This is a genomic window from Streptomyces cupreus (genome assembly GCF_014257025.1).
Lineage (GTDB): Bacteria > Actinomycetota > Actinomycetes > Streptomycetales > Streptomycetaceae > Streptomyces > Streptomyces cupreus.
The window spans coordinates 1-22,875 of record NZ_JACMSF010000023.1; the positions used below are offsets into that span (position 1 = coordinate 1).

A 22,875-nucleotide genomic window follows, 5' to 3' on the forward strand; every position below is an offset into this window, starting at 1 on the left:
CCGTCGTACTCGAAGTCGGTCATGCCGTGCGGGTGTTCCTCGCTGGGCATCAGCCGGGCGATGTCGACGACGTTGACCACACGGACGGCCAGTTCGGGCAGATGGCGGCGCAGCAACTGGGCGGCGGCCAGGACCTCCTGGGTGGGTACGTCGCCCGCGCAGGCGAGGACCACGTCCGGTTCACCGCCGTGCTCGCTGCCCGCCCAGTCCCAGATGCCGGCGCCCCGGGCGCAGTGGGCGCGGGCGGCGTCCATGGAGAGCCAGTCGAAGCAGGGCTGCTTACCGGCGACGATGACATTGACGTAGTCGCGGCTGCGCAGCGCGTGATCGGCCACCGACAGCAGGGTGTTGGCGTCCGGCGGGAGGTAGACCCGTACGACTTCGGGGCTCTTGTTGAGGACGTGGTCGACGAAGCCGGGGTCCTGGTGGGAGAAGCCGTTGTGGTCCTGGCGCCAGACATGCGAGGTGAGCAGGTAGTTGAGGGAGGCGATGGGGGCCCGCCAGGGCAACTCCCTCGATGTCTTCAGCCACTTGATGTGCTGGTTGACCATCGAGTCGACGATGTGCACGAACGCCTCGTAGCAGGAGAACAGCCCGTGCCTGCCCGTCAGCAGGTATCCCTCCAGCCAGCCCTGGCAGGTGTGTTCGGAGAGGATCTCCAGTACCCGGCCGTGTCGGTCGAGGTGTTCGTCGACCGGCTGGATCTCGGCCTGCCAGGCCTTGCCGCTGCCGTCGAAGACGGCCTGGAGCCGGTTGGATGCGGTCTCGTCCGGGCCTACGACACGGAAGTCCCGGCGGTCCGTGGTGTCCCGCATGATCTGGGCGAGGAGGTCACCGAGGACGCGGGTGGGTTCGTGCAGGGTCGTGCCGGGCTTGTCGACGGGTACGGCGAAGCGGTCGAGGTCGTCGATCGGCAGCTCGCGCACCAGGAGGCCGCCGTTGGCGCGGGGGGTGGCGCCCAGGCGGCGGGCGCCCTCCGGCACACAGGCGAGGACGTCCGGGGCGGGCCGCCCGTCGGCGTCGAACAGCTCCTCGGGCCGGTACGAGCGCAGCCACTGCTCCAGTTGGCGCAGATGCTCGGGGTTCTCGCGGACGCCGGCGAGCGGGACTTGGTGGGCGCGCCAGGTGCCCTCGACGGGCACGCCGTCGACCTCGGCGGGTCCGGTCCAGCCCTTCGGGGTGCGCAGCACGATGACGGGCCACCTCGACCGCTCGGTGACCCCCTGCTCGCGGGCGCCGCGCTGGATCGCGGCGATGCGGTCCAGCGCGGTGTCGAACGCCTGGGCCATGGCGCGGTGGACGGTGGCCGGGTCGTCGCCGGAGACGTAAAGCGGGTCGTGGCCGTAGCCGCGCAGCAGCTCGTCGAGTTCCGGCTCGGGCAGCCGGGCGAGCACCGTCGGATTGGCGATCTTGTAGCCGTTGAGGTGCAGGATCGGCAGGACGGCGCCGTCGCGGACCGGGTCGAGGAACTTGTCGGAGTGCCAGGAGGCGGCCAGCGGTCCGGTCTCCGCCTCGCCGTCGCCGATCACGCAGGCGACGACCAGGCCGGGGGTGTCGAAGGCGGCGCCGTAGGCGTGGGAGAGCGCGTAGCCGAGCTCGCCGCCCTCGTGGATGGAGCCGGGGGTCTCGGGCGCGACATGGCTGGGCACTCCTCCGGGGAAGGAGAACTGCCGGAACAGCCGTCGCATGCCCTCCGCGTCCCGGCCGACGTCCGGGTAGGTCTCGCTGTAGCTGCCCTCCAACCAGGAGTTGGCGACCACGGACGGCCCACCGTGACCGGGGCCCCATACACACAGCGCGTCGAGGCCGCGCGCCTTGATCACTCGGTTGAGATGGGTGTACACGAGGTTCAGGCCGGGCGAGGTGCCCCAGTGGCCGAGCAGCCGCGGCTTGATGTGCTCGGCGCTCAACGGCTCGCGCAGCAGCGGATTGGCGAGCAGGTAGATCTGTCCGGCGGCCAGATAATTGGCCGCGCGCCAGTGGGCGTCCAGGGTGCGCAGCTCGTCGTCGGTCAGTACCGTGCTGTTCTGGTGTTCGACCTTGGACATGGGTGTGACTCCTAGGTCATCGACGGGGTCGACGTGCGGTGGGAGGCGGCATGGCCGGCGACAAGGCGGAAAAGCTGCCGCGCAAGACGTACGAGAAGGAGCTGCTGCGCCTGCAGACCGAGTTGGTGCAGCTGCAGGAGTGGGTGCGTGCCGAGGGTGCCCGTCTTGTCGTCATCTTCGAGGGGCGGGACGCGGCGGGCAAGGGCGGCACCATCAAACGGGTCACGGAGCACCTGAACCCGCGCGTGGCGCGGATCGCGGCCCTGCCCAAGCCGACCGAGCGGGAACGCACCCAGTGGTACTTCCAGCGGTACGTGGAGCAGCTCCCCGCCGGCGGGGAGATCGTGCTGTTCGACCGCAGTTGGTACAACCGGGCCGGTGTCGAGCGTGTGATGGGTTTCTGCACCAAGGCGGAGTACCAGCTCTTCCTGCGGCAATGCCCCATTTTCGAGCGGATGCTCGTGGAGGACGGGATCCTGCTGCGCAAGTACTGGTTCTCGGTCAGCGACGCCGAGCAGCAGGACCGCTTCCGGCGCCGTCTGGAGGATCCGCTGCGGCGCTGGAAGCTGTCGCCGATGGACCTGGAGTCGATCACCCGTTGGGAGGAGTACTCCCGGGCCAAGGACGAGATGCTGGTCCACACCGACATCGCCGAGGCGCCCTGGTACCTCGTCGAGAGCGACGACAAGCGCCGCGCCCGGCTGAACATGATCGCCCACCTGCTGGGCTCGGTCCCGTACCAGGACGTGCCTCCCCCGGTGCTGGAGCTGCCCGAGCGGCCGCCGTCGACCGGCTACGAGCGCCCGCCGCGCGATCTGCAGACCTACGTCCCGGATCACGCGGCGGATCTGTGAGCCGCTCACTCCGGCTGCGGTACGACGGCGACCGGGCAGGCTGAGTGGTGCAGGGCCGCGTGCGCGACCCGGCCGAGCTGGAGCCCGAAGTGCGCCTCGCGCCGCCTCGCCCCGACGACCAGCAGGTCGGCGCGGTGCGAGGCGTCCACCAGCACCCGCCGGGCGGGGCCTTCGACGGTACGGCGCAGCAGTTCCAGGCCGGCCGGGGCGTCGCGCAGGGCCTCCGCCAGGGTCTTCTCGGCCTGCTCCTCGTGCAGCCGGGCGGGGGCGTCGGCCGGCAGGGGGTGGTCGGTGCTCTCGTGCGCGGGGGACCGCCAGGCCCGTACGGCCTCCAGGGTGACCTCGCGGCGCAGGGCCTCGGCACAGGCGAAGCGCACGGCCGCCGAGTCCTCGGCGCTCTCCCCGACGCCCACGACCACCCGGCCGTGGACCGGGGGTGTGGCCTGGTTGTCGTGGCTGCCGCGCAGCACGATCACGGGGCAGTCGGCCTGCGCGGCTACCGACAGACTGACCGAGCCGAGCAGCAGCTCGGCGATACCGCCGCGCCCACGGGTGCCCACGACCAGCGCCGAGGCCTGCCGGCCGGCATGCACGAGGGCGTACTCGGGCTCCTCGAACACCACCGTGGAGGACACCTTCAGCCGGGGCTGCCGGGCGTGGGCGCGCCGGGTGGCGGCGTCGACGAGGTCCTGCGGGGTCGCCTTCCCGTCGGGCCTGCCGAGGTCGCGGGCGAGGGAGGCGCCCTCGTACCGTTCCCACAGGCAGGCGTAGACCAGCCTGAGCGGGACGCCGCGCAGTACGGCCTCGTCGGCCGCCCAGTCCACGGCGCGCAGGCTGGGTTCGGAGCCGTCGACGCCGACGACCAGGGGGCGGTCCACGACGCTCACCGTTGCGCGCCGAGGTCGAAGACGATCCGGGCGGGGACATGGCCGTGCAGGACGTCGTCGATGGACTCGTTGACGGAGTCGAGCGGGCGGGTCTCGCAGATGACCTTGGTGCGGCCGGCCGCGTGCAGTTGGAAGACCTCGGCGAGGTCCTGCCGGGTGCCGACGATGGAGCCGATCACCGAGGTGCCGTTCAGGACGGTGTCGAAGATCGGGACCTGGATGGTGCCCTGGGCGGGCAGCGCGACCATGACGAGCTTTCCGCCGCGCCGCAGCCCGGAGTTGACGGCGGTGAAGGCGTCCTCGTTCACGGCGAGGGCGATGGCCGCGTGGGCGCCGCCGTACCGCTTGAGGACTTCTCCGACGTCGTGCTTGCGGGCGTCGATGACGAGGTCCGCGCCGAGTTCGGCGGCCAGTTCCAACTTCTCGTCGGTGACGTCGATCGCCGCGACGGTCGCCCCGGCGATCTTGGCGTACTGCACGGCGAGATGGCCGAGCCCGCCGACACCGGAGATCGCCACGAGCTGCGTGGGCCGGACGTCGGCGACCTTGAGGGCCTTGTACGTGGTGACGCCGGCGCAGGTCAGCGGCGCCGCGTCGACAGGGTCGACGCCCTGCGGCACGGGCTGGGCGAAGTCGGCCCAGGCGAGCATCTTCTCGGCGTAGCCGCCGTCACAGCCGTAACCGGTGTTGATCTGCCGCTCGCACAGCGTCTCCCAGCCGGACAGGCAGTGCTCGCAGCGGCCGCAGGCCTTGCCCAGCCACGGCACGGCGACCCGCTGGCCCACGGTCAGATGGGTGACGCCGTCGCCGAGCCTCTCGACGAGGCCGACGCCCTCGTGGCCGGGCACGAACGGCGGGTTCGGCTTGACGGGCCAGTCGCCGTGGGCGGCGTGGATGTCGGTGTGGCACAGCCCGGAGGCCTCGACCCGGACCCGGATCTGGCCCGGGCCGGGCTCGGGGTCGGGGCGCTCCTCGATGACGAGGGGTGCGCCGAAGGCTCGTACGACCGCTGCCTTCATAGTGCTGCTCCTAGGTCCTTGGGGGTGGGTCAGTCGTGGGCGACGACTGCGACGGGGGCGGTGGAGTGGTGCAGGACTGCGTGGGCGACCGGGCCGATGTGGGCGCCGAACGGGCTGCGCCGGACCCGGCGGCCGATCACTACCAGGCAGGCCTCGCGCGCCGCGTCGACCAGCCGGACGCCGGGGCTGCCGGACGGGGACTCCTCGGTGACCTCGATCTGCGGGTACTTCTGCCGCCAGGGGCGCATGACCTCGGCGAGGGCGGCGGCATGCTGCCCGACGAGTTCGTCGTGCAGCCGGAGGTCGGCGGTCAGGCCGTAGACGTAGTACGGCGGAAGGTTCCAGCCGTGCAGGACGCGCAGGCTCGTGCCGCGCCGGGCCGCCGCCTCGAAGGCGAACTCGATGACCGAGTCGTCCGGGTGGGAGGCGTCGAGGCCGAGGAGGACGGGCCGGTAGGGCGTGGCGGCCGACGGGATGCCCGCCGGATCCGCCTGGTGCTCGTCGGCGGCCTGTTCGCCGGCGCGGACGAGGACGACGGGCCGTGCGGTGTGGGCCACGACGGCGAGGCCGACGGAGCCGACCATGAACCCGCTGACGCCGCTCATTCCGCGGGAGCCCAGAACGAGCAGTTCGGCGTCCTCGGCCGCCTTGGTCAGGGCGTCGGCGGGGGTGCCGTGGAGCTGTTCCATGACCACCTCGACGCCCGGGTGGCGCGCCCGCAGTCCCTCGGCGGCTTCACGCGGAATGCGTTCGCTCCAGTGGTGGCGGGTCTCGGCACCGAGCAGCGGGGCCTGGACCAGGTGGTCCGGCACCGGTTCCCAGACCTGGACGATCTTCAGCGGCAGGCCGAGCAGCTTCGCCTCGCGGGCCGCCCATTCGGCGGCGGCCCGGCTCTCGGGCGAGCCGTCGAGACCTGCGACAACAGTGCGGTCCATGGTGGTGCCTCCTGATCGGTGGATCTGTCTCCAGCGTGGGCCCGGAAGGGGCGGCCGGGCAGGGGCCGCAAGTCCCCGGGCGGGACCGACCGGCCCACACGACGGGCCCCGCCATGGGGGCCCGCCGCGCCTCCAGCGGTCAGCGCAACCAGGGGTTGCGGCTGACGAAGGGGAGCTTGGCCCAGGCTTTCCCGAGGCCCCAGACGGCGCCGGCGCCGGTGGCCGCGAGGGCGATCAGGACGATGGCGTAGATCAGGTGGTAGTCGACGAACGGGTTGGTCGACATGCTGGGCGTGCCGTCCGACAGATGCTTGGCCGGCGGCCATTCGGCGATCCACATCAGCGCCATCATGGCGGTACCGGCGACGGCGGCGAGCCGCAGCCCGATGCCCGCGATCAGCGCGAGGCCGATGCCGAGCAGGCCCAGCATGAACAGCCAGTCCGCCCAGGCGTCCCCGGCCCAGTCGTGGAAGGTGGACTCCATAGGACCGACGGCCACCCGGCTCAGGAAGCCCTCGGTCGGCGATCCCCCGTCGATCCAGCCGTTGCCGGACTGGGTGGCGTAGCCGAAGCCGAAGGTCTTGTCGAGGAACGCCCACAGGAAGACGAACCCGGTCAGCAGCCGGAGGGACGCCAGTGCGTAGGCGGCGGGCTGCACCACCTCGGCGGTGGCGGACGCCGTACGGTTCCTGCGGAGCGCGGGCAGATGGAACCCGTGGCTCCGGTGAGGGTGCTCGTGCACGGCCATGGTCGTGGTCCCTTCAAGCGGATTCATGTGCTGACGAGGCCACTGTCGCGCCGCGCGCGGGGTCACCGCCGGGTGCCGAAGGTCGGCCACCGGTGGGCTGAACGGCCCCTTCCGAGGGCCCTGTCGGACCGCGTCGGCCGCGGCCGCCGTGCGGGACGCCGAGCGCAACACGCGAAAGGAACGCCATGTCCCACGGCTCGGCCGGGCATCTGTCCACGGGGTGGCGGCGCCAGGCACCGGGGCTCGCCGTGCTCGGCGGCTACCGCCGCGGATGGCTGCGGGGGGATCTGACGGCCGGGGTCACCGTGGCGGCCTATCTCGTGCCGCAGGTGATGGCGTACGCAGGTGTGGCCGGGCTGTCCCCGGTCGCCGGGCTGTGGGCGATCCTGCCCGCGCTCGGCCTGTACGCGCTGCTGGTCTCGTCGCGGCTGCTGTCGGTCGGCCTCGACGAGCGCCACGGCATCGCGGTCGGCGGAAGCAGTGGGCCGGGAGCTGATCTTCCCGACGCTGCCGACGGCCGTGGCGGCGTACCGGAAGTGGTGCGGCGAGCAGTGACCGGGTGTCAGGCAACGGGCAGATCGGGGCGGACGAGGGTGCCGGAGCGGCCGTGGACGATGTCGTAGGCCGCGTCCAGGGCGCCGATCGCGGCCAGGCCCCCGTGCTCGACGAAGCGGGCCGCGGCCTCGGCCTTGGGGCCCATGGAGTCCTCGGCGTAGTGCGCGGCGCGCAGTTCCGAGGGGGTGGCGTCGAGGACGGGCCGCTGGTGCGGGGTGCCGTGGCCGTCGTGGACGTTGGGCACATCGGTGAGGATCAGCAGGAAGTCTGCCTTCACGTCCTGCGCCAGGCGGGCCGCGGTGAGGTCCTTGTCCACCGCCGCCACACCGCGCAGCGCCCCGTTGGACCGGGCGGCGACGACGGGGATCCCTCCCCCGCCGCCGCACAGGACCAGCGTGCCCAGGTCGAGCAGCTCACGCACGGTGTCAGCCTCCAGGACCACCTCGGGGTCCGGCACGGGCAGCCGCCCCCGGCCCGCGGGCCGGGTGAACGCCGGGTCGTCCGCGCGCACCAGGGTGTGGGTGAGCAGCGAGACGATCCTGCGCCCGGGCAGCGCGTCCCGCAGGGCGCGGACCAGCAGGGTGCCGATCACACCCTGGGCCTCGGCACACCCCACGTCCGGCGGGGCGGGCGCGAGGGACCGGGGGCCGTTGCCGTGGGTGATGGCGAGCTCATGCTCGTGGGCGAGGGGCGCGAGGGCGGTCGCCACCCGTTCGAGGTTCCCGTCCTGAAGACGGCCGCCCCTGCGTTCCCCCGGGCGCAGCAAGGCGTTGCCGCCCAGACAGACGACGATGCGCATGGTCCTCCCGCCTCCCTCCACGTGGCGCTCCGGACCCATGGAAACGCGGCGGCGCCCCGCCGCACGTGTGCCGAACGGGCTCGCGACGGGGCCGGGTGGCCCATGGTCCGGGCCGCCGCGGGCGCACACGCTGGAGGTGGTAACTCCTGTACGCCTGAGTGGAGGCCCGCCATGAACGCTCCCGTCACCACGAGCATGCCGAGGGCGCTGCCCGCCGAGTACCGCCAACGGCTCATGCGGATCGCCCGTGAGGTGTCGTTCCCGGAAGGCACGCGTCTGTTCGAGGAGGGCGGTCGCGCCGACCGCTTCTGGATCGTCCGTACCGGCACGGTCGACCTCGACATGCGGGTGCCCGGCCGCCGGCCGGCGGTCATCGAGTCCCTCGGACACAACGAACTGATCGGCTGGTCCTGGCTGTTCACACCGCATGTCTGGCACCTGGGCGCCGAGACGGCGACACCGCTGCGCGCCTACGAGTTCGACGCCGAGCTCGTCCGGGCCATGTGCCAGGAGGACCCCGAGTTCGGCCGCACCGTCGCCCGCTGGGTGGGCGAGGTGGTGGCCCACCGGCTCCAGGCCGCCCGGGTGCGGCTGCTGGACCTGTACGCGCCGTACGGCAGCGGAGACCGGGGATGACGGACCGACATCGACCCAGGAGGCATCATGCACGGCTCCCCGCACATCGTGAGCGACGTGATGTCCGGCGGCGTCGCGGTCGTCGGCCGCGACGCCGCGTTCAAGGACATCGTGCGCGTACTGCAGGAGCGGAAGGTCAGCGCGCTGCCCGTGGTGGACGGCGGACGCCGGGTTCTCGGGATCGTCTCCGAGGCGGACCTGCTGCCCAAGGAGGAGTTCCGCGACAGCGACCCCGACCGGTACACCCAGCTGCGTCGGCTGTCGGACCTGGCGAAGGCCGGTTCGGTGACGGCCGGTGGGCTGATGACCTCCCCCGCCGTGACCGTCCGGGCGGACGCCACGCTCGCTCAGGCCGCCCGGATCATGGCCCGGGCCCGCGTCAAGCGGCTGCCCGTCGTCGGCGACACGGACCGACTTGAGGGTGTGGTCAGCCGGGCCGACCTGCTGAAGGTGTTCCTGCGGGACGACGAGGAGATCGCCGAGGAGGTCCGCCGGGAGGTCGTGGCCCGTCTCTTCCCCGCTCCCGCCTCCGCGGTGCGGGTCTCGGTCCGGGAGGGCGTGGTGCGGCTGGGCGGCCGGGTCCGGGACACGGCCCTGGTGCCGGTGGCGGCACGGCTGGCCCGGGCGGTCGAGGGAGTCGTGGACGTGGAGTTCGTCCTCGTCGACCCGTCGGACGCAACATTCGCCGAGTAGGGCCGGTCGGCCCTGGCACTCGGCCCGCGCGCGGGTGACGATCGTCCCAGGGACGGCCCGCGGTCCGTCCACCGCCCGGGGACAGAGGGGTCGTCATGACCGAGCCACGCACCTTCACGCCGCAGGATCCGATCCGCGTCTTCCTGCTGGACGACCACGAGGTGGTCCGGCGCGGGCTGACCGACCTGCTGGACGCCGAGCCGGACATCTCGGTGGTCGGCGACGCCGAGAACGTCGAGCACGCCCTCGCCCGCGCCCCCGCCGTACGGCCGCATGTGGCCGTCCTGGACGTACGCCTGCCCGACGGGGACGGCATCACCGTCTGCCGCGAACTGCGCGACCGTATGCCGGAGCTGGCCGTGCTGATGCTGACGTCGTTCGACGACGAGGACGCCCTGCTGGACGCGATCATGGCCGGGGCGTCCGGCTATGTCCTGAAGCAGATCCGCGGCTCCGACCTGGTCTCGGCGGTGCGCACGGTCGCCTCCGGCCAGTCGATGCTGGACCCCGCGACGACGGCCCGGCTGATGAGATCCCTGCGCACCGAACCCGCCGCGGAACCGGCCGAGGCTCCTGAGCTCGCCGGTCTGTCGCCGCGCGAGAAGGAGATCCTCGCGCTGATCGGGGACGGTCTGACCAACCGCGAGATCGGCAAGCGGCTGTATCTGTCGGAGAAGACCGTCAAGAACCACATCTCCCGGCTGCTGGCCAAACTCGGCGTGCAGCGCCGGGTACAGGCGGCGGTGCTCGCGACCCATCTGGAACAGCCGGAGCACCCCGGGCGTCCCTCCACCTAGCTCACGTCGCCGGGTCGACGCCGAGGCGGGTCGCCACGGCCGCGGCGGGCAGTTCGTGGACGTCCTCCCCCGCGACCATCGTGGTCGCCCGTCCGTCCATGGTCACTGCCCTGCGGCGCGTACCACGGCGACCGGGCAGTGCGCGTGGTGCAGGACCGCCTGGCTGACCGAGCCGAGCACCAGCCCGGTGAAGCCGCCCAGGCCGCGCGCGCCGACGACGACGGTTCCGGCCTCGGCGCTGGCCTCGATCAGCGTGTGCCGGATCCGGCCCCGCACCAGCCGACGCCGCACCTCGACGTCCGGGTATTTCTCGCGCAGCCCGCCGAGCGCCTCGGCGAGCACCCGCTCCTCCTCGTCACGCAGCCGGTCCTCGTCGTAGGTCACTAAGGGCGGGTCGCCCGGGGCCTCGTAGGCCCGTTCGGTACGGGTGTTCCAGGCGTGCAGCGCCACCAGGCCCGTGCCGTGCAGCGAGGCCTGGGCGAAGGCGAACTCGACGGCCGGTTCGGCCTGGGGCGAGCCGTCCACGGCCAGCAGGACCGGGCCTGTCGGATCCGGCCTGCCGCGCACGACCAGGACGGGGCACCGGGCGTGGGCGGCGAGATGGGCCGCGGTGGAGCCGAGCAGCAGGCTGCCGAAGCGGCTCAGGCCCCGGCTGCCGACGACGGCCAGCGACGCGGTACGCGTCTCCAGCTCCAGCACCATCACCGGCTCGCCGACGACCACCTCGCGTGCGATCTCCACGTGGGGTGCGGCTGTGTGCGCCCGCCGTTCGGCCTCGCCGAGGGTGCCGTCGATCAGCTCGCGCACCCCGGCGCTCGCCGGGGTCCAGGGCGGCACCCGGGGCGGCACATGCACCGACGGCCACCCGAAGGCGTGCACCAGCCGGAGCCCCACGCCGCGCAGCGCCGCCTCGCGCGCGGCGGCCTCCACGGCGGTCAGGCTCGACTCCGAGCCGTCCACTCCCACGACAACAGGACCGTTCATCGCCGGTCTCCCTTCTCCGGGCTCTGGCGGTGTCCGGGTTTCCTGAGAGCCGGGCTTTCAGCCTCTCCCCGTCCGGAATATCGCGCACAGGGCCGTCCGGCCCGTGGAGAGCCCCGGTCGGCCCTCCCCCCGAAGGGTTCGGGCGCCGAGGCTGAAAGAGGGGGAGTACACGCGCGGCAAGGCGCAACCGGCCGCCGCGCCGACACACCGGAGGTGCGTCATGACCGGACCTGTCGTCGTGGGGCTCGACGGTTCGCCCGCGAGCGTGACGGCCGCATGGTGGGCCGCGCGCGAAGCCGTGGACCGGCATCTGCCCGTCCTGCTGCTGCACTCCTGGACCACCCAGCCGCTCGACGTGCCGATCGCCCAGGAGGCCCACAACAAGCAGCTGTACGGCCAGGAGATCCTGCGACGGACCTCGACCGAGCTGCTGTACCGGCACGGTGACCTGGACGTGACCACGGAGCTGGTCTCGGCGCCCGCCGCGCAGACGCTGCTGGAGCGTGCCGAGAACGCGTCGATGCTCGTCCTGGGCTCGCGCGGACACGGCTCGGTGGCGAGCTTCCTGCTCGGCTCCATCAGCCTGCACGTTCTCGGCCTGGCGCCGTGCCCGGTCGTCGCCGTGCGAGCGGACGACCCTGCCGTGGAAGCGGGCTGGGGACATCCCACGGAGGCGGAGAAGGACGAGATCGTCGTCGGGGTCTCGCAGCACGAGGACCGCTCGGCCGATGCCCTGCTGGAGTTCGCGTTCACCACGGCCGCGGCGCACGGCCGGCGGGTGCGGGCGGTGACGGCACTGCCCCTGTCCACCACGCTCCTGGCGCAGCCGGGCGAGGTCGAGGTCGCGGACATGGCCGGGGAACGGCTGGCGGAGACGCTGGCGCCCTGGCGGGAGAAGTTCCCTGACGTGGCCGTGCTCCAGCACATCGCCATGGGCCCGGCCACCCAGGTGCTGCTGACCGCGTCCGCCCGTGCCTGCCTCACCGTCGTGGGACGCAGGCGTCAGCCGTCGCACCTGACCTGGAAGCTCGGGCCGGTCGCCCATGCGGCCCTGCACCACGTGCCGTGCCCGGTCGCCGTGGTCCCGAACGGCTGAGTCCGCCGTACCGACGGACCGCTTCCGGCCGAAGAGGGCGCTGCGGCGGGTGGCCCGCGGTGGGCTGGGTGCTGGGCGCGCTGCGACGCGGGCGGACCGGTGTTGACTTGATAGCGGTCCTGGCGCTCGCCGGCACCCTCGCCGTGGGCGAGTACTTGCCCGGATCCCTGATCGCGCTGATGCTCGCCTCCGGCCGCGCGCCTCGCGCGACCTACGGGTCTCCTGGAACACGCGCCGCCTATGGCCCGCCGCCGTACCGGCGACGACGTGCGCACGGTACCGCTGGTCCAGGTGATGGTCGGCGACCGTCAGTACGGCAGCTCCAGCCGCACCGTCTCCCCCGGCTCGACGACGACCGTACGGTCCGGCAGCCGTACCTCGATCGGGGACGCGTCGGAGGACGGAACGGCGATGTCCACATCGCCGCGCTCCAGGCGCAGCCGCACACCCCAATGGCCCTGGTAGCGCAGGGCGAAGCCGTACGAGGAGAGCTCCGGCAGCGGCACCGGATCGAGCCACAGCGCCCCTTCGCGGGTCTCCAGGCCGGTCAGTCCGCGCTGCACCAGGTCGAGGGTGCCCGCCATCGCGCCGAGGTGGATGCCCTCGCCGGTGGTGCCGCCCTGGACGTCCGCGATGTCGCCCTGGAGGGCCTCCTGGCAGAACTTCCACGCCTCCGCGCGCCGGGCCCGGGCCAGCACCCAGCCGTGGACCAGGCCGCTGAGGGTGGAGCCGTGGCTGGTGCGGTGCAGGTAGTAGTCGACGGTACGGTGCCAGATGTCGTCGTCGAGCTGCACCCCCAACCGGCGGAACAGGCCCCGTAGTTCGGCCGGTGCGAACAGATAGCCGAGCATCAGGACGTCGGCCTGCTTGGAGGCCTGGTAGCGGTTGACGGTGTCGCCCTCCGCCTCCAGGATCCGGTCCAGACGGCGGATGTCGCCGTAGCGCTGCCGGTACTCCTTCCAAGGGAGCTCGGCGAGTTCGCCGTAGCCGTCGAACTGGCTGATGACCCCGTGGTGGAAGGGCACGTGGAGGGTGCGGGAGATGTCCTCCCATTGCTCCAGTTCGCCCCCGTCGAGGCCCGTGCGTTCGGCGAGTTCGCGGCGCCTTGGCTCCGGCAGAGCGTCGATCACTTCCAGCGTGCGGGTGAGGACCCAGGCGGCGGTGACGTTGGTGTAGGCATTGTCGTCGAGTCCTGGTGCGCTCGCGCCGGGGTAGGCGTCGTGGTACTCGTCCGGGCCCACCACGCCCTTGATGCGGTGCCGTCCGAGACTGTCGTCGTAGACGGCCGCGTCCGCCCAGAAACGGGCGATCTGGAGCAGCATCTCCGCGCCCTTGGCGTGCAGGAACTCCATGTCGCCGCTGGCTTCGCAGTACTGCCACACGTTGTACGCGATGGCCGAGCCGACGTGGAACTGGAGCCGGGAGTTGTCCGGCAGCCAGCGCCCCGAGCGCGGGTTGAGGTGGAGCTGCTGGGTCTCCTCGCGCCCGTCGCTGCCGCTCTGCCAGGGGTACAGCGCACCCCTGCGCCCCGCGGCGAGGGCGGAAGTGCGGGCCTGTTCCAGGCGGCGGTGGCGGTAGCGCAGGAGGGCACGGGAGACCTCGGGGAAGTGCAGGTTGAGGAAGGGCAGCACGAACAGTTCGTCCCAGAAGACATGGCCCCGGTAGGCCTCGCCGTGCAGTCCCCGGGCCGGTACGCCCACGTCGAGGTCGGCGGTGTGCGGGGAGAGCGTCTGCAGGACGTGGAACAGGTGGAGACGCAGGATGCGGCCCGACTCCCCGTTGACGTCCAGAGCGGCCCGCCGCCAGAGCTGGTCCCAGGCCGTGAAATGGGATTCGAGCAGGTCGTCGAAGCCGGGTGCGCGGCCGACACGGTCGATCGCGGCGTACAGCGGATCGCTGATTGCGGGGTCGCGCGAGGTGTGCAGGGCGACGATCTTGTCGACGGTGACGGTACGGCCCTCGGTCAGGCTCAGGACGGTGTGCTGGGTGGTGCGTGGGCGCTTGTTCCGGACGATGACGGGTTCCTCGGAGACCAGCCTGGCGGCCATGCCGACGCGGATGTCGGAGGTTCGCGTACGGCAGCGCAGCCACACGCCGTCGGGGGTGGCGGTGCCCGCCTGCACATGGGTCAGGTGGCGTCCGTCGAGTTCGCGATAGCGCGGTACACCCGCGTTGGTGACGCCGGCGTCCAGCAGGGCCTCCACCTCCAGTGCGCCGGAGAAGCCCTCGGCGGTGAACTCGGTGCGCAGGGCGGCCAGATGGGGATCGGCCATGTGCACGATCCGCTGCTGGAGCACCGACAGCACTCGTCCTTCGCCGAGGTCGAAGCGGGTGCGGCGCTCCAGCATGCCGGAGGCGAGGAGCAGGTCCATCCGGTGGTCCAGCAGCGTCGCGGTGTCCGGGGTCAGCCAGGATCCGCCGACCGTGCGGAACCGCAGGGGGAGCCAGTTGGGGAGGTTGACCATGTCCTCGTTCTCGACCTGCCGCCCCGCCACGTCGGAGGTCAGCCGGTTGTAGCAGCCCGCGACGTAGGTGCCCGGGTAGTGGATGTCGTCGGCCGTGCACTCCGGAAGCGCGCCCCGGGTGGCGAAGTAGCCGTTGCCCAGGGTGCACAGGGACTCACGCAGCCGTTCGTCCGCGGGCTCGTAGCCCTCGTACTCCCAGGTCCATCCCGTCACTTCGACTCCTCGCCCAGCAGTTCCGCCAGATCCCGTACGACGATGTCGGCGCCGTGCCGGCGCAGTCTGTCCGCCGAGTCCCCCGTGGCGGCCCTGTCCACGCCCACCACCAAGGCGAAGCCTCCGCGCCTGCCCGCCTCCACGCCGGCGAGGGCGTCCTCCACGACGGCGGCACGGTCGGCGGGGACGCCGAGCCGGTCGGCGGCGGTGAGGAACAGGTCGGGCTGCGGCTTGCCCGGAAGGCCGAGCCGGGCCGCCTCGGCGCCGTCGACGAGGACGTCGAACAGGTCGCGCACACCGGCCCGGGTGAGCAGCTCGCCCGCGTGCCGGGAGGCCGAGGCCGCCGCCAGGGGTGTCCCCGCCCTGCGCAGGGCGTGCACCAGCCGCACCGTGCCGGGGTAGGCCTCCACGCCATGCTCGCGCAGCCGCCGGGTGAACCGTTCCTCCTTGTCGGCGGCGACGGCCCGCACGGTCCCCTCCGATGACTCGATGCCGCGCGAGGCGAGGAAGGCGGCGGCGCCGTCGAGGCGGGACTTGCCGTCGACATGGCGCAGGTAGTCGTCCCGGACGTCGAACGGCCGCCGCTGCTCGGGATCCGCGGGCGGATGCGCCCGCAGGAAGGCGTCGAACGCCTCCTTCCACGCGGCCGCGTGCACACGGGCCGAGTCGGTGATCACTCCGTCCGTGTCGAACACGACGGCTCGGACGTCACTCAAGGGTGTATCGGGACTCAAGGGGGTATCGGGCCTCTCCATGGTCACTCCGGCTGCGGGACGACGGCGACGGGGCAGAGCGCGTGGTGGAGCAGGGTGTGTCCGACACGGCCGAGCTGGAGGCCGAAGCGGCCCGACCGGTGCCGCGCCCCGATGATCACGAGATCCGCGGCGGCCGACCGGTTCAGCAGCACCCTGCGGGCCGGTCCCTCCAGCGTGTCACGGCGCACCCGCACACCCGGGTGGTCGGCCATCGGGTCGTGCAGGGCGTCGTCGAGCAGGGCGGAGGCCCGCTCCTCGTGGTTCTCGTCCGTCGACGGGTACGCGGGGCGGCGCCAGGCCCGTACGACATCCAGGACGCAGCCGCGGGCCTCGGCCTCGCGGAAGGCGAACCTGGTCGCCGCACCGGCGATCTCCGGGTCGGCGGCGCCGAGCAGGATCCGCTCGTGGGTGCCCGCCAGGCCGGCCTTGTCACCGCGGACCACGATCACCGGTCCGTGGGCGCGGGCCGCGAGGGTCAGCGAGACGGAGCCGAGGAGCAGTCCGGCGAGCTCACCGCGGCCACGTGCTCCCGTCACCACGGCGAACGCATGGTGCGCCTCGCCCAGCAGCGCGTGCGTGGCCTCGTCCGGGACGACGTCGACGGAGACCTTCAGCCCTGGGGCGCGGCGTCGGGCGCGATCCGCCGCGGTCGCGACGACCTCCTCGGCCGCCATCTGTTCGGACGGGCGGTCGGGGTCGTCCGAGGGTGCCCAGCCCTCGTAGCGCTCCCACAGGGACGCGTACACCAGGCGCAGTGCCAGACCGTGCCGTACCGCCTCGTCCACGGCCCAGTCGACCGCCTGGAGTCCGCCGGGCGATCCGTCGACACCCACGACCAGGGGCAGCTCCATGGCCCCCACCGCCTTCCGTCCGGCCGCGGCGTGCGGCCCGGTGCTCCCCTCCACCGTCGCACGTGCGGCCGGGAGATCGCGCGGGGTGAGTCGGCCCGGGCCGGGGGACGTTCGGCCCATGCCAGGGCCCCGGGCGCGGGGCCGACGCTGAGCGACGACTGGGCGACCGCGGCGTTGCTGGCGGCGTCCGCCGGGCTGCTGCTCAAGACCCTGTGGTTCAACGCCTGGCCGACCCTCGGCGTGGCCCGATGGCTAGCCCGGTGCCCGACGGATCCGCAGGCGCAGCGCCAGCGTGTCGAACAGTGTGGTGAGGACGAAGGTCACCCCCATCGCCACGAACAGCAGGAGCGCGAACCGCTCCCAGAACTCCGGCGCTTGAGCCATGCGGCCCGAACGGAGGGCTGGAGCGGCCCTTGCGCTGGGGAGGGCCGATCGGTCCACGACCTCCGTACGCCCTCCGGGCGGCCCATGCCCTGCTGAGCGGACCAGCACCCGCTCCCCGGAGCGACCTGGGGGCCGATCGACCCTGGTGGTTCCGCAGTGGGTGTGGTGTGCTGGAGGTGACGGGAAGGACCTGACTCCCGACGCGGAGAAGCGGCTTCGGGCCGCGCACCGCGCAATCTGGATCCGCGAGAAGCGGATGGGTCCTTTCCGCCTTTTTGTGCCGCCTCCCGACAGACGCCCTCCCCGGTGCCTCAAGCGCGCGCCGAACGGCCCTGCCGCGCCGGACGAGGACGCGGTGCAATGGAGAGGGACACGTGTCGCCGTGACGGCGGCGCGGTGCGCGCATGAGGAGGTGGCCCATGCGCTTCGAGGACCGTGCGGACGCGGGGCGCCGACTGGCCCGGCGCCTGGTGAACCTGCGTGGGCGGGACGTGGTGGTCCTGGGCCTGCCGCGGGGCGGGATGCCCGTCGCCCACGAGGTGGCCCGGGAACTGGGCGCACCCCTGGATGTGCTCGTGGTGCGCAAGCTGGGTGTGCCCTGGCAGCCGGAACTGGGGTTCGGCGCCGTCGGGGAGGGCGGGGTGCGCGTCCTCAACGACGACGTGCTCGGCGACGTACGGCTGGGGCCCGCCGAGCGGGCCAGGGTGGAGGAGGCCGAGCGGACCGAGCTCGACCGGCGGGTACGCCGGTACCGCGCGGGCCGTGCGCCCCTACCGCTGGCCGGCCGTACCGCACTGGTGGTGGACGACGGCCTGGCCACCGGCGGGACGGCGGAGACGGCCTGTCGGATCGTGCGGGGCCGGGGCGCGGCCCGGGTAGTCCTCGCGGTCCCGGTCGGGCCGCAGAGCACCGTCGAGCGGCTCCGCGCGGCGGCCGATCAGGTGATCTGTCTGCTGCCGGTACGTCGCCTGGGCGCGGTCGGCGCCTGGTACGACGACTTCGGGCAGGTCGACGACGCGGAAGTGACCGCGCTCCTGGCCCGGGCCGCCGACACCGCGCGGGCACCGGCGTCCGCACCCCGCAGCGAGGAGGCCTCGGTGCCCGCCGGGAACGTCCGGCTGGCCGCACGGCTCGTGCTGCCCAGAGCGGCCCCGGCCGTGGTCGCCTTCGCGCACGGCAGCGGCAGCAGCCGCCACAGCCCGCGCAACCGCCGCATCGCCGAGATCCTCAACCGTGCCGGGCTCGGCACCCTGCTGCTCGATCTCCTCACCGAGGCCGAGGAGGGCGACCGGGCGAACGTCTTCGACATCGGCCTGCTCTCCCGGCGCCTGCACATCGCCGCCCTCTGGCTGGGCCGGGAGACCGGACTTCCGGTCGGGTACTTCGGCGCCGGGACCGGCGCGGCCGCGGCCCTGGAAGCCGCCGCCCTGCCCGGCGCGGACGTCCGGGCCGTCGTCTCCCGCGGCGGCCGTCCCGACCTGGCCACCCCCGCCGCGCTGAGCCGGGTGCGGGCCCCGACCCTGCTCATCGTGGGTTCGCGGGACACCCAGGTCCTCAGCCTCAACCGGCTCGCGGCCGACCGGCTGCACTGTCCGCACCGGATCGCCGTCGTCCCCGGCGCGACGCGTCTCTTCGAGGAGCCGGGCGCGCTGTCCACGGTCGCCGAACTGGCCCGCGACTGGTTCACCGCCCACCTCGCCCCCACGCCTGCCGGGGCGTCCTCCTAGGTCCCGTCATGGCCCTCGGGCGTCCGCCCGGGCCAGTGCCGCGCCACCACCACACTCCGCGTGGTCCACGGCCCCCGAGGGGCGCAAGTCCTCCTCGGTCCTGGTCGGCCGGGGTGTCGTCGCCGTCGTCATGGTGCGCCGCCGGGTCGCGGAGCCCGTCGGCTGATCACGCCCCGGAGGGATGCCGGGGCCCTTCGGCCTGTCGGCGAGGCCACGCAGCCCCTCCCCTTCGGTCCTTGCGCGGAACGCTGGAACTGCAGAGTCCGCCGGACCGTGCGCGGACCACCGGCGCCCTGCGCAGCGCCTTCGCCTCCCCCGCGCCGGTCGCCGCCCGCTGGCGGGCCATGCACATGCTGGCCTACCCGGCCTGGTGCGCGGACCCCCAACCGGGGATGCCGCTGCGCCTTGTCCACGCGGTTGGGCGACCGGAGGTCGCCGGAGATTGCCGGGCCCGTTCGGCTCCGGCCCCGCCGTGCGTCCCCTGCACGGTGCGTCGGTGCGGCACGGGCCCGGCAGGGGCAAGGGTGGCCGCCCTTGCCTTCCCGAGAAGCCGCACGTGGCGGTCCCCATTCCGCCGTTCCGCTCGTGGGCTCGGCCTGAGCCTGGCACGCGCTCCCCGCCCCTCGACAGGTCCGAAGGGCCCATACGAGGGCCCGACCGGCCCTCAGCTCTCTTCGGTGGGCACCGGTACCCGCCACAGCAACCGCGTCCCCCCGCCCTCCGGGGTGCTCAACTCCAGCTCGCCGCCGAGCTGGTGGGCCCGCTCGGCCATGTTGTGCAGTCCGCTGCGCCGGCCCTCGGGCGGGATGCCCACGCCGTTGTCGGTCACCGACAGCCGCACCTCGTGTCCGTCGGTCTCCAGGATCACCTCGGCGCGCGCCGCGCGGGCGTGCCGGGCGACGTTGGTCAGGGCCTCGGAGAGCACGGCCACCACATGGTCGGCGGTCTCCCGGGGCACGTCCGTGTCGACCAGGCCCTCCGTTCGCACGCTGGGGGCGAAGCCCAGCACCGGCGCCGCCTCACCGGCCACCCGTACGACACGGGCGCGCAGCCCGGTCCCGGCGCCGCCCTCGCGCGCCCGCAGTCCGAAGATCGTCGACCTGATGATCTTGATGGTCTCGTCCAGGTCGTCCACGGCTCGCGCCACCCGGTCCCCGGCCTCCGGGTGCTCGATGAAGCGTCCCGCGCTCTGCAGCGTCATCCCGGTCGCGAACAGCCGCTGGATCGCGAGGTCGTGCAGGTCGCGGGCGATGCGGTCGCGGTCCTTGAGTACGGCGATCTCCTCGGCGTCGCTGCGGCGCTCGGCCAGCTCCATCGCGATGGCGGCCTGCGCGGCGAACCCTTGCAGCGGTTCGGTCTCCTTCGCGGAGAACACCGTCCGGCCCGCCTCGCGCACCAGCAGCACGACACCGCGGACGCCGTCGCCCGTGCCGATGGGCACGGCCACCGCAGGTCCGAGTCCGGTGAACCGGGCCTCGGGGTTCGCGATGCGCTCGTCGTGGGTGACGTCCGCGCTGGTGACCGGCGTGGCGGTGGAGAAGGCCCGGCCGATGAGGCTCTCGTCCACGGGGAGGACCAGACCGCGGTGGGCCTCCGCCCGCTGCCCGACCGCCAGTTCCACCCGCAGCGAGTCGGTGTCCTCCACCGGCATGGCGACCACGGCGAGGACGGCGCCGGTGATCTCACTGGCCCGGCGGGCGATCATGGCGAGGGCCTCGCCGGGCTCGGCTCCGGACATCAGGCTGTGGGTGATCTCGGCGTTGGCCTGGAGCCAGCGCTCCCGCAGCCGGGAGTCCTCGTACAGACGGGCGTTGTCGATGGCGACGCCGGCCGCGACCGCGAGGGTGGACAGGACCGACTCGTCCTCCTCGTCGAACTGCGCCTCTCCGCGCTTCTCGGTCAGGTACAGGTTGCCGAAGACCTGGTCGCGGACCCGGATCGGGACGCCGAGGAAGGTGTTCATCGGCGGGTGGTGGGGCGGGAAGCCGTAGGAGGCGGGGTGCTCGGACAGCTTGGCCAGGCGCAGCGGCTCGGGGTGGCGGATCAGCTCGCCGAGGATGCCGTGGCCCTCCGGGAAGGGCCCGATCCGGGCGATCTGTTCCTCGCTGACCCCGACCGTGTGGAAGGCCGACAGGCGCTTTCCGTCCGCCCCGATCACGCCGAGCGCGGCGTACTGGGCGTCGACCAGTGCCGCCGCGGCCTCGACGATGCTGTGCAGCGCCTGTTCGAGGTCGAGTTCCCGGCCGACCGAGAGCACCGCCTCCAGCAGGCTGTGCACCCGGTCGCGGGTGCCGCGGGCCGCGTCCAGTCGGGCCTGGAGTTCCTCCAGCAGCTCGTCCAGCTTCAGCTGCGGCAGCCGTACGCGGGCCTGACCGGCCTGCTCCTGGCTTTCCACCGGTTCCTCCACGTCCCCTCGACACGCCGCCGGCCAGGGCGGTCAAGTGCCACCGTAATGGTGCGGACGGGGGGAGGACACAGGATCGGGCCAGGTGGACGGGCGGCCCCGGTCAGCCGCGCGGGAGGCGGGCGGCGACGTACTCGGTGAGGTCGAGGAGCCGGTTGGTGTAGCCCCACTCGTTGTCGTACCAGCCGAAGACCTTCACCAGGTCGCCGTGGGCCTGGGTCAGCGGGGCGTCCAGGACGCATGAGGCCGGATCGCCCACGATGTCGCGGGAGACGATCGGGGCGTCGGAGACCCGCAGGATCCCCTTCAGCGGACCGTCGGCGGCCTCGCGGCAGGCGGCGTTGACCTCGTCGGCGGTGACGGGCCGCTCCAGGACCACGCTCAGGTCGGTCAGCGAGCCGTCCTCCACGGGCACGCGCACGGCGATGCCGTCCAGGGTGCCGGCCAGTTCGGGCAGCACCAGGCCGACGGCGCGGGCGGCGCCGGTGGAGGTGGGGATGATGTTGACGGCGGCGCTGCGGCCGCGGCGCAGGTCCTTGTGCGGGCCGTCGAGGACCACCTGGTCGTTGGTGTAGCCGTGGATGGTGGTCATCAGTCCCTTGACGAGGCCGAAGTGCTCGTCAAGGACCTTCACCATGGGCGCCACGCAGTTGGTGGTGCAGGAGGCGTTGGAGACCACGTGGTCGCGCTCCGGGTCGTAGCCGCCCTCGTTGACCCCCATCACCACGGTGGCGTCGACGCTCTTGCCGGGCACCGAGAGCAGCACCTTGCGCGCTCCGGCCCGCAGATGCTGTCCGGCCTGCTCCCGGGTGCGGAAACGGCCGGTCGACTCGATGACGACGTCGACGCCGAGGCCGGCCCAGGCCAGGGCGGCCGGGTCGCGTTCGGCGGTGACGGCGACGCGATGGCCGTCCACGGTGATCGAGGTGTCGTCGTACTCGACGGCTCGGCCGATACGGCCGTAGGTCGAGTCGTACGTCAGCAGATGGGCCAGCGTCGCCGGCGAGGTGATGTCGTTGACCGCCACCACCTCGACCGGTGTGCCGGCCGAGGTCTGCGCCCGCTCCAGCACACAGCGCAGGTAGCTGCGGCCGATACGCCCGAAGCCGTTGATGCCCACACGCACGCTCATGTCCGTCCTCCCCTGGAATCGACCGGTTCAAGGACAGCCTGCGGGCGGCGCGTCCGCCCCGGCAGGGGCCGTACGGGGCCCTCCCCCGGGACTAACGCCCCTCTTGGCGGCGCAACCGGTCCTGGGCCTGGGTGGCGATCACTGCGGCCTGGATACGGCGTTCCACACCGAGCTTGGCGAGCAGGCGGGAGATGTGGTTCTTCACCGTCTTCTCCGCGAGGTACAGCCGCTGGCCGATCTGACGGTTGGTCAGACCCTCGCCGATCAGGGCCAGGATCTCCCGCTCCCGGTCGGTCAGACCCGGCAGTGCGTCCGGCTCCTCCTCCTTCTGCTGCCCCCCGCGCAGCCGGGCCATCAGCCGGGTGGTGGCGCTCGGGTCGAGCAGCGACTGCCCCTGGGCGACCGTGCGGACGGCCGAGACCAGGTCCGAGCCCTGGATCTGCTTCAGCACGTACCCGGACGCCCCGGCCATGATCGAGTCCAGCAGGGCCTCCTCGTCGTCGAACGAGGTCAGCATCAGACAGGCCAGCTCCGGCATGCGCGAGCGCAGCTCCCGGCAGACGGTCACTCCGTCGCCGTCGGGCAGCCGGACGTCGAGCACCGCGACCTGCGGGCGCAGGGCGGGCACCCGGACCAGGGCCTGCTCCGCGGTGGCGGCCTCGCCGACCACGCTGATGTCGGGCTCGTCGTTCAGCAGGTCATGCACTCCCCGCCGTACCACCTCGTGGTCGTCCAGCAGGAAGACCCGGATCGGGTCGTCGGGGCCCGGCCGTCCGCCGTCCGCCATCAGTTGCTCCTCGTCCTGTTCGCCGCGGCGGTTGTGCCGTCCACGGGTGTTCTGGTCCTTCTGCGATCTTCGTCCGGTCACGGGCCTGAAGACCAGGGCCGGTCGG

The 22,875-nt window shown here is 72.9% G+C and carries 20 protein-coding genes and 1 pseudogene; 7 read left to right on the forward strand and 14 right to left on the reverse strand.

Annotated elements, in window-relative coordinates; genetic code table 11:
* On the reverse strand, positions 1 to 2,048 hold a 2,048-nt coding region (locus tag H4N64_RS21485; protein ID WP_186284032.1), incomplete at its 3' end, for a phosphoketolase family protein.
* A gap of 50 nt (positions 2,049 to 2,098) precedes the next feature.
* Between H4N64_RS21485 and ppk2 the strand changes: the two genes are divergently transcribed.
* Positions 2,099 to 2,902 carry a polyphosphate kinase 2 gene (gene ppk2, locus H4N64_RS21490; RefSeq protein ID WP_186284033.1) on the forward strand — a complete coding sequence of 268 codons (804 nt, stop codon included), beginning with the start codon at positions 2,099 to 2,101 and terminating at the stop codon, positions 2,900 to 2,902.
* A gap of 5 nt (positions 2,903 to 2,907) precedes the next feature.
* Here the strand turns inward: ppk2 and H4N64_RS21495 are convergent, their stop codons facing one another.
* The 4 genes from H4N64_RS21495 to H4N64_RS21510 form a co-directional block, all read right to left on the reverse strand.
* The gene (locus H4N64_RS21495) at positions 2,908 to 3,789 is read right to left on the reverse strand and encodes a universal stress protein (RefSeq protein WP_186284034.1); all 882 of its coding nucleotides are present in this window, start codon (positions 3,787 to 3,789) and stop codon (positions 2,908 to 2,910) included.
* Positions 3,786 to 4,808: an alcohol dehydrogenase AdhP gene (adhP, locus tag H4N64_RS21500; RefSeq protein ID WP_186284035.1), complete on the reverse strand. Its 1,023-nt coding sequence runs from the start codon at positions 4,806 to 4,808 to the stop codon at positions 3,786 to 3,788. Before adhP ends, H4N64_RS21495 begins: the two co-directional genes overlap by 4 nt.
* Positions 4,809 to 4,837: 29 nt before the next feature.
* Complete coding sequence (locus H4N64_RS21505; RefSeq protein ID WP_186284036.1) at positions 4,838 to 5,743, reverse strand: universal stress protein; 906 nt, start codon at positions 5,741 to 5,743, stop codon at positions 4,838 to 4,840.
* A 139-nt stretch (positions 5,744 to 5,882) separates the two neighbouring features.
* The gene (locus tag H4N64_RS21510) at positions 5,883 to 6,491 is read right to left on the reverse strand and encodes a DoxX family membrane protein (RefSeq protein WP_186284132.1); all 609 of its coding nucleotides are present in this window, start codon (positions 6,489 to 6,491) and stop codon (positions 5,883 to 5,885) included.
* A gap of 185 nt (positions 6,492 to 6,676) precedes the next feature.
* Here H4N64_RS21510 and H4N64_RS21515 point away from each other — a divergent pair.
* Positions 6,677 to 6,934: pseudogene (locus tag H4N64_RS21515) on the forward strand (SulP family inorganic anion transporter); the annotation flags it as partial.
* Between the two features lie 119 nt (positions 6,935 to 7,053).
* Here the strand turns inward: H4N64_RS21515 and H4N64_RS21520 are convergent.
* Positions 7,054 to 7,845: an amino acid kinase family protein gene (locus H4N64_RS21520; protein WP_186284037.1), complete on the reverse strand. Its 792-nt coding sequence runs from the start codon at positions 7,843 to 7,845 to the stop codon at positions 7,054 to 7,056.
* 171 nt (positions 7,846 to 8,016) lie between these two features.
* Here H4N64_RS21520 and H4N64_RS21525 point away from each other — a divergent pair, with 171 nt between their 5' ends.
* The 3 genes from H4N64_RS21525 (at position 8,017) to H4N64_RS21535 (ending at position 9,971) form a co-directional block, all read left to right on the forward strand.
* Positions 8,017 to 8,481 (forward strand): cyclic nucleotide-binding domain-containing protein, encoded by a 465-nt coding sequence (locus H4N64_RS21525; RefSeq protein ID WP_186284038.1) that lies wholly within the window; start codon positions 8,017 to 8,019, stop codon positions 8,479 to 8,481.
* A gap of 27 nt (positions 8,482 to 8,508) precedes the next feature.
* Entirely contained in the window at positions 8,509 to 9,174 is a 666-nt protein-coding gene (locus H4N64_RS21530; protein ID WP_186284039.1) for a CBS domain-containing protein, read from the forward strand.
* A 95-nt stretch (positions 9,175 to 9,269) separates the two neighbouring features.
* Entirely contained in the window at positions 9,270 to 9,971 is a 702-nt protein-coding gene (locus H4N64_RS21535) for a response regulator (protein WP_186284040.1), read from the forward strand.
* Between the two features lie 102 nt (positions 9,972 to 10,073).
* On the opposite strand, the gene H4N64_RS21540 is transcribed toward H4N64_RS21535, so the two are convergent.
* Positions 10,074 to 10,955 carry a universal stress protein gene (locus H4N64_RS21540; RefSeq protein WP_186284041.1) on the reverse strand — a complete coding sequence of 294 codons (882 nt, stop codon included), beginning with the start codon at positions 10,953 to 10,955 and terminating at the stop codon, positions 10,074 to 10,076.
* Positions 10,956 to 11,175: 220 nt separating this feature from the next.
* On the opposite strand from H4N64_RS21540, the gene H4N64_RS21545 reads away from it, so the two are divergent.
* Positions 11,176 to 12,051 (forward strand): universal stress protein, encoded by an 876-nt coding sequence (locus H4N64_RS21545; protein WP_186284042.1) that lies wholly within the window; start codon positions 11,176 to 11,178, stop codon positions 12,049 to 12,051.
* Positions 12,052 to 12,359: 308 nt separating this feature from the next.
* On the opposite strand, the gene H4N64_RS21550 is transcribed toward H4N64_RS21545, so the two are convergent.
* The 4 genes from H4N64_RS21550 to H4N64_RS45200 all read right to left on the reverse strand — a co-directional run bounded on the left by H4N64_RS21550 (position 12,360) and on the right by H4N64_RS45200 (position 16,719).
* A complete protein-coding gene (locus H4N64_RS21550; protein WP_186284043.1) occupies positions 12,360 to 14,729 on the reverse strand; it encodes a glycoside hydrolase family 65 protein in 2,370 nt (789 codons plus the stop codon).
* Complete coding sequence (locus H4N64_RS21555) at positions 14,726 to 15,484, reverse strand: HAD family hydrolase (protein ID WP_186284044.1); 759 nt, start codon at positions 15,482 to 15,484, stop codon at positions 14,726 to 14,728. Before H4N64_RS21555 ends, H4N64_RS21550 begins: the two co-directional genes overlap by 4 nt.
* 2 nt (positions 15,485 to 15,486) lie before the next feature.
* Entirely contained in the window at positions 15,487 to 16,335 is an 849-nt protein-coding gene (locus H4N64_RS21560) for a universal stress protein (RefSeq protein ID WP_186284133.1), read from the reverse strand.
* 252 nt (positions 16,336 to 16,587) lie between these two features.
* Positions 16,588 to 16,719, reverse strand: a complete 132-nt coding sequence (locus tag H4N64_RS45200) for a hypothetical protein (RefSeq protein WP_260859851.1) — start codon at positions 16,717 to 16,719, stop codon at positions 16,588 to 16,590.
* A gap of 419 nt (positions 16,720 to 17,138) precedes the next feature.
* Here H4N64_RS45200 and H4N64_RS21565 point away from each other — a divergent pair, with 419 nt between their 5' ends.
* Positions 17,139 to 18,446, forward strand: a complete 1,308-nt coding sequence (locus tag H4N64_RS21565; protein WP_186284045.1) for a phosphoribosyltransferase family protein — start codon at positions 17,139 to 17,141, stop codon at positions 18,444 to 18,446.
* 664 nt (positions 18,447 to 19,110) lie between these two features.
* Here the strand turns inward: H4N64_RS21565 and H4N64_RS21570 are convergent.
* The 3 genes from H4N64_RS21570 to H4N64_RS21580 form a co-directional block, all read right to left on the reverse strand.
* Entirely contained in the window at positions 19,111 to 20,841 is a 1,731-nt protein-coding gene (locus tag H4N64_RS21570) for a GAF domain-containing protein (RefSeq protein ID WP_186284046.1), read from the reverse strand.
* 112 nt (positions 20,842 to 20,953) lie between these two features.
* The gene (gene gap / locus H4N64_RS21575; protein WP_186284047.1) at positions 20,954 to 21,982 is read right to left on the reverse strand and encodes a type I glyceraldehyde-3-phosphate dehydrogenase; all 1,029 of its coding nucleotides are present in this window, start codon (positions 21,980 to 21,982) and stop codon (positions 20,954 to 20,956) included.
* A 91-nt stretch (positions 21,983 to 22,073) separates the two neighbouring features.
* Positions 22,074 to 22,769 carry a response regulator gene (locus H4N64_RS21580; RefSeq protein ID WP_186284134.1) on the reverse strand — a complete coding sequence of 232 codons (696 nt, stop codon included), beginning with the start codon at positions 22,767 to 22,769 and terminating at the stop codon, positions 22,074 to 22,076.
* Positions 22,770 to 22,875 lie beyond the last annotated feature (106 nt).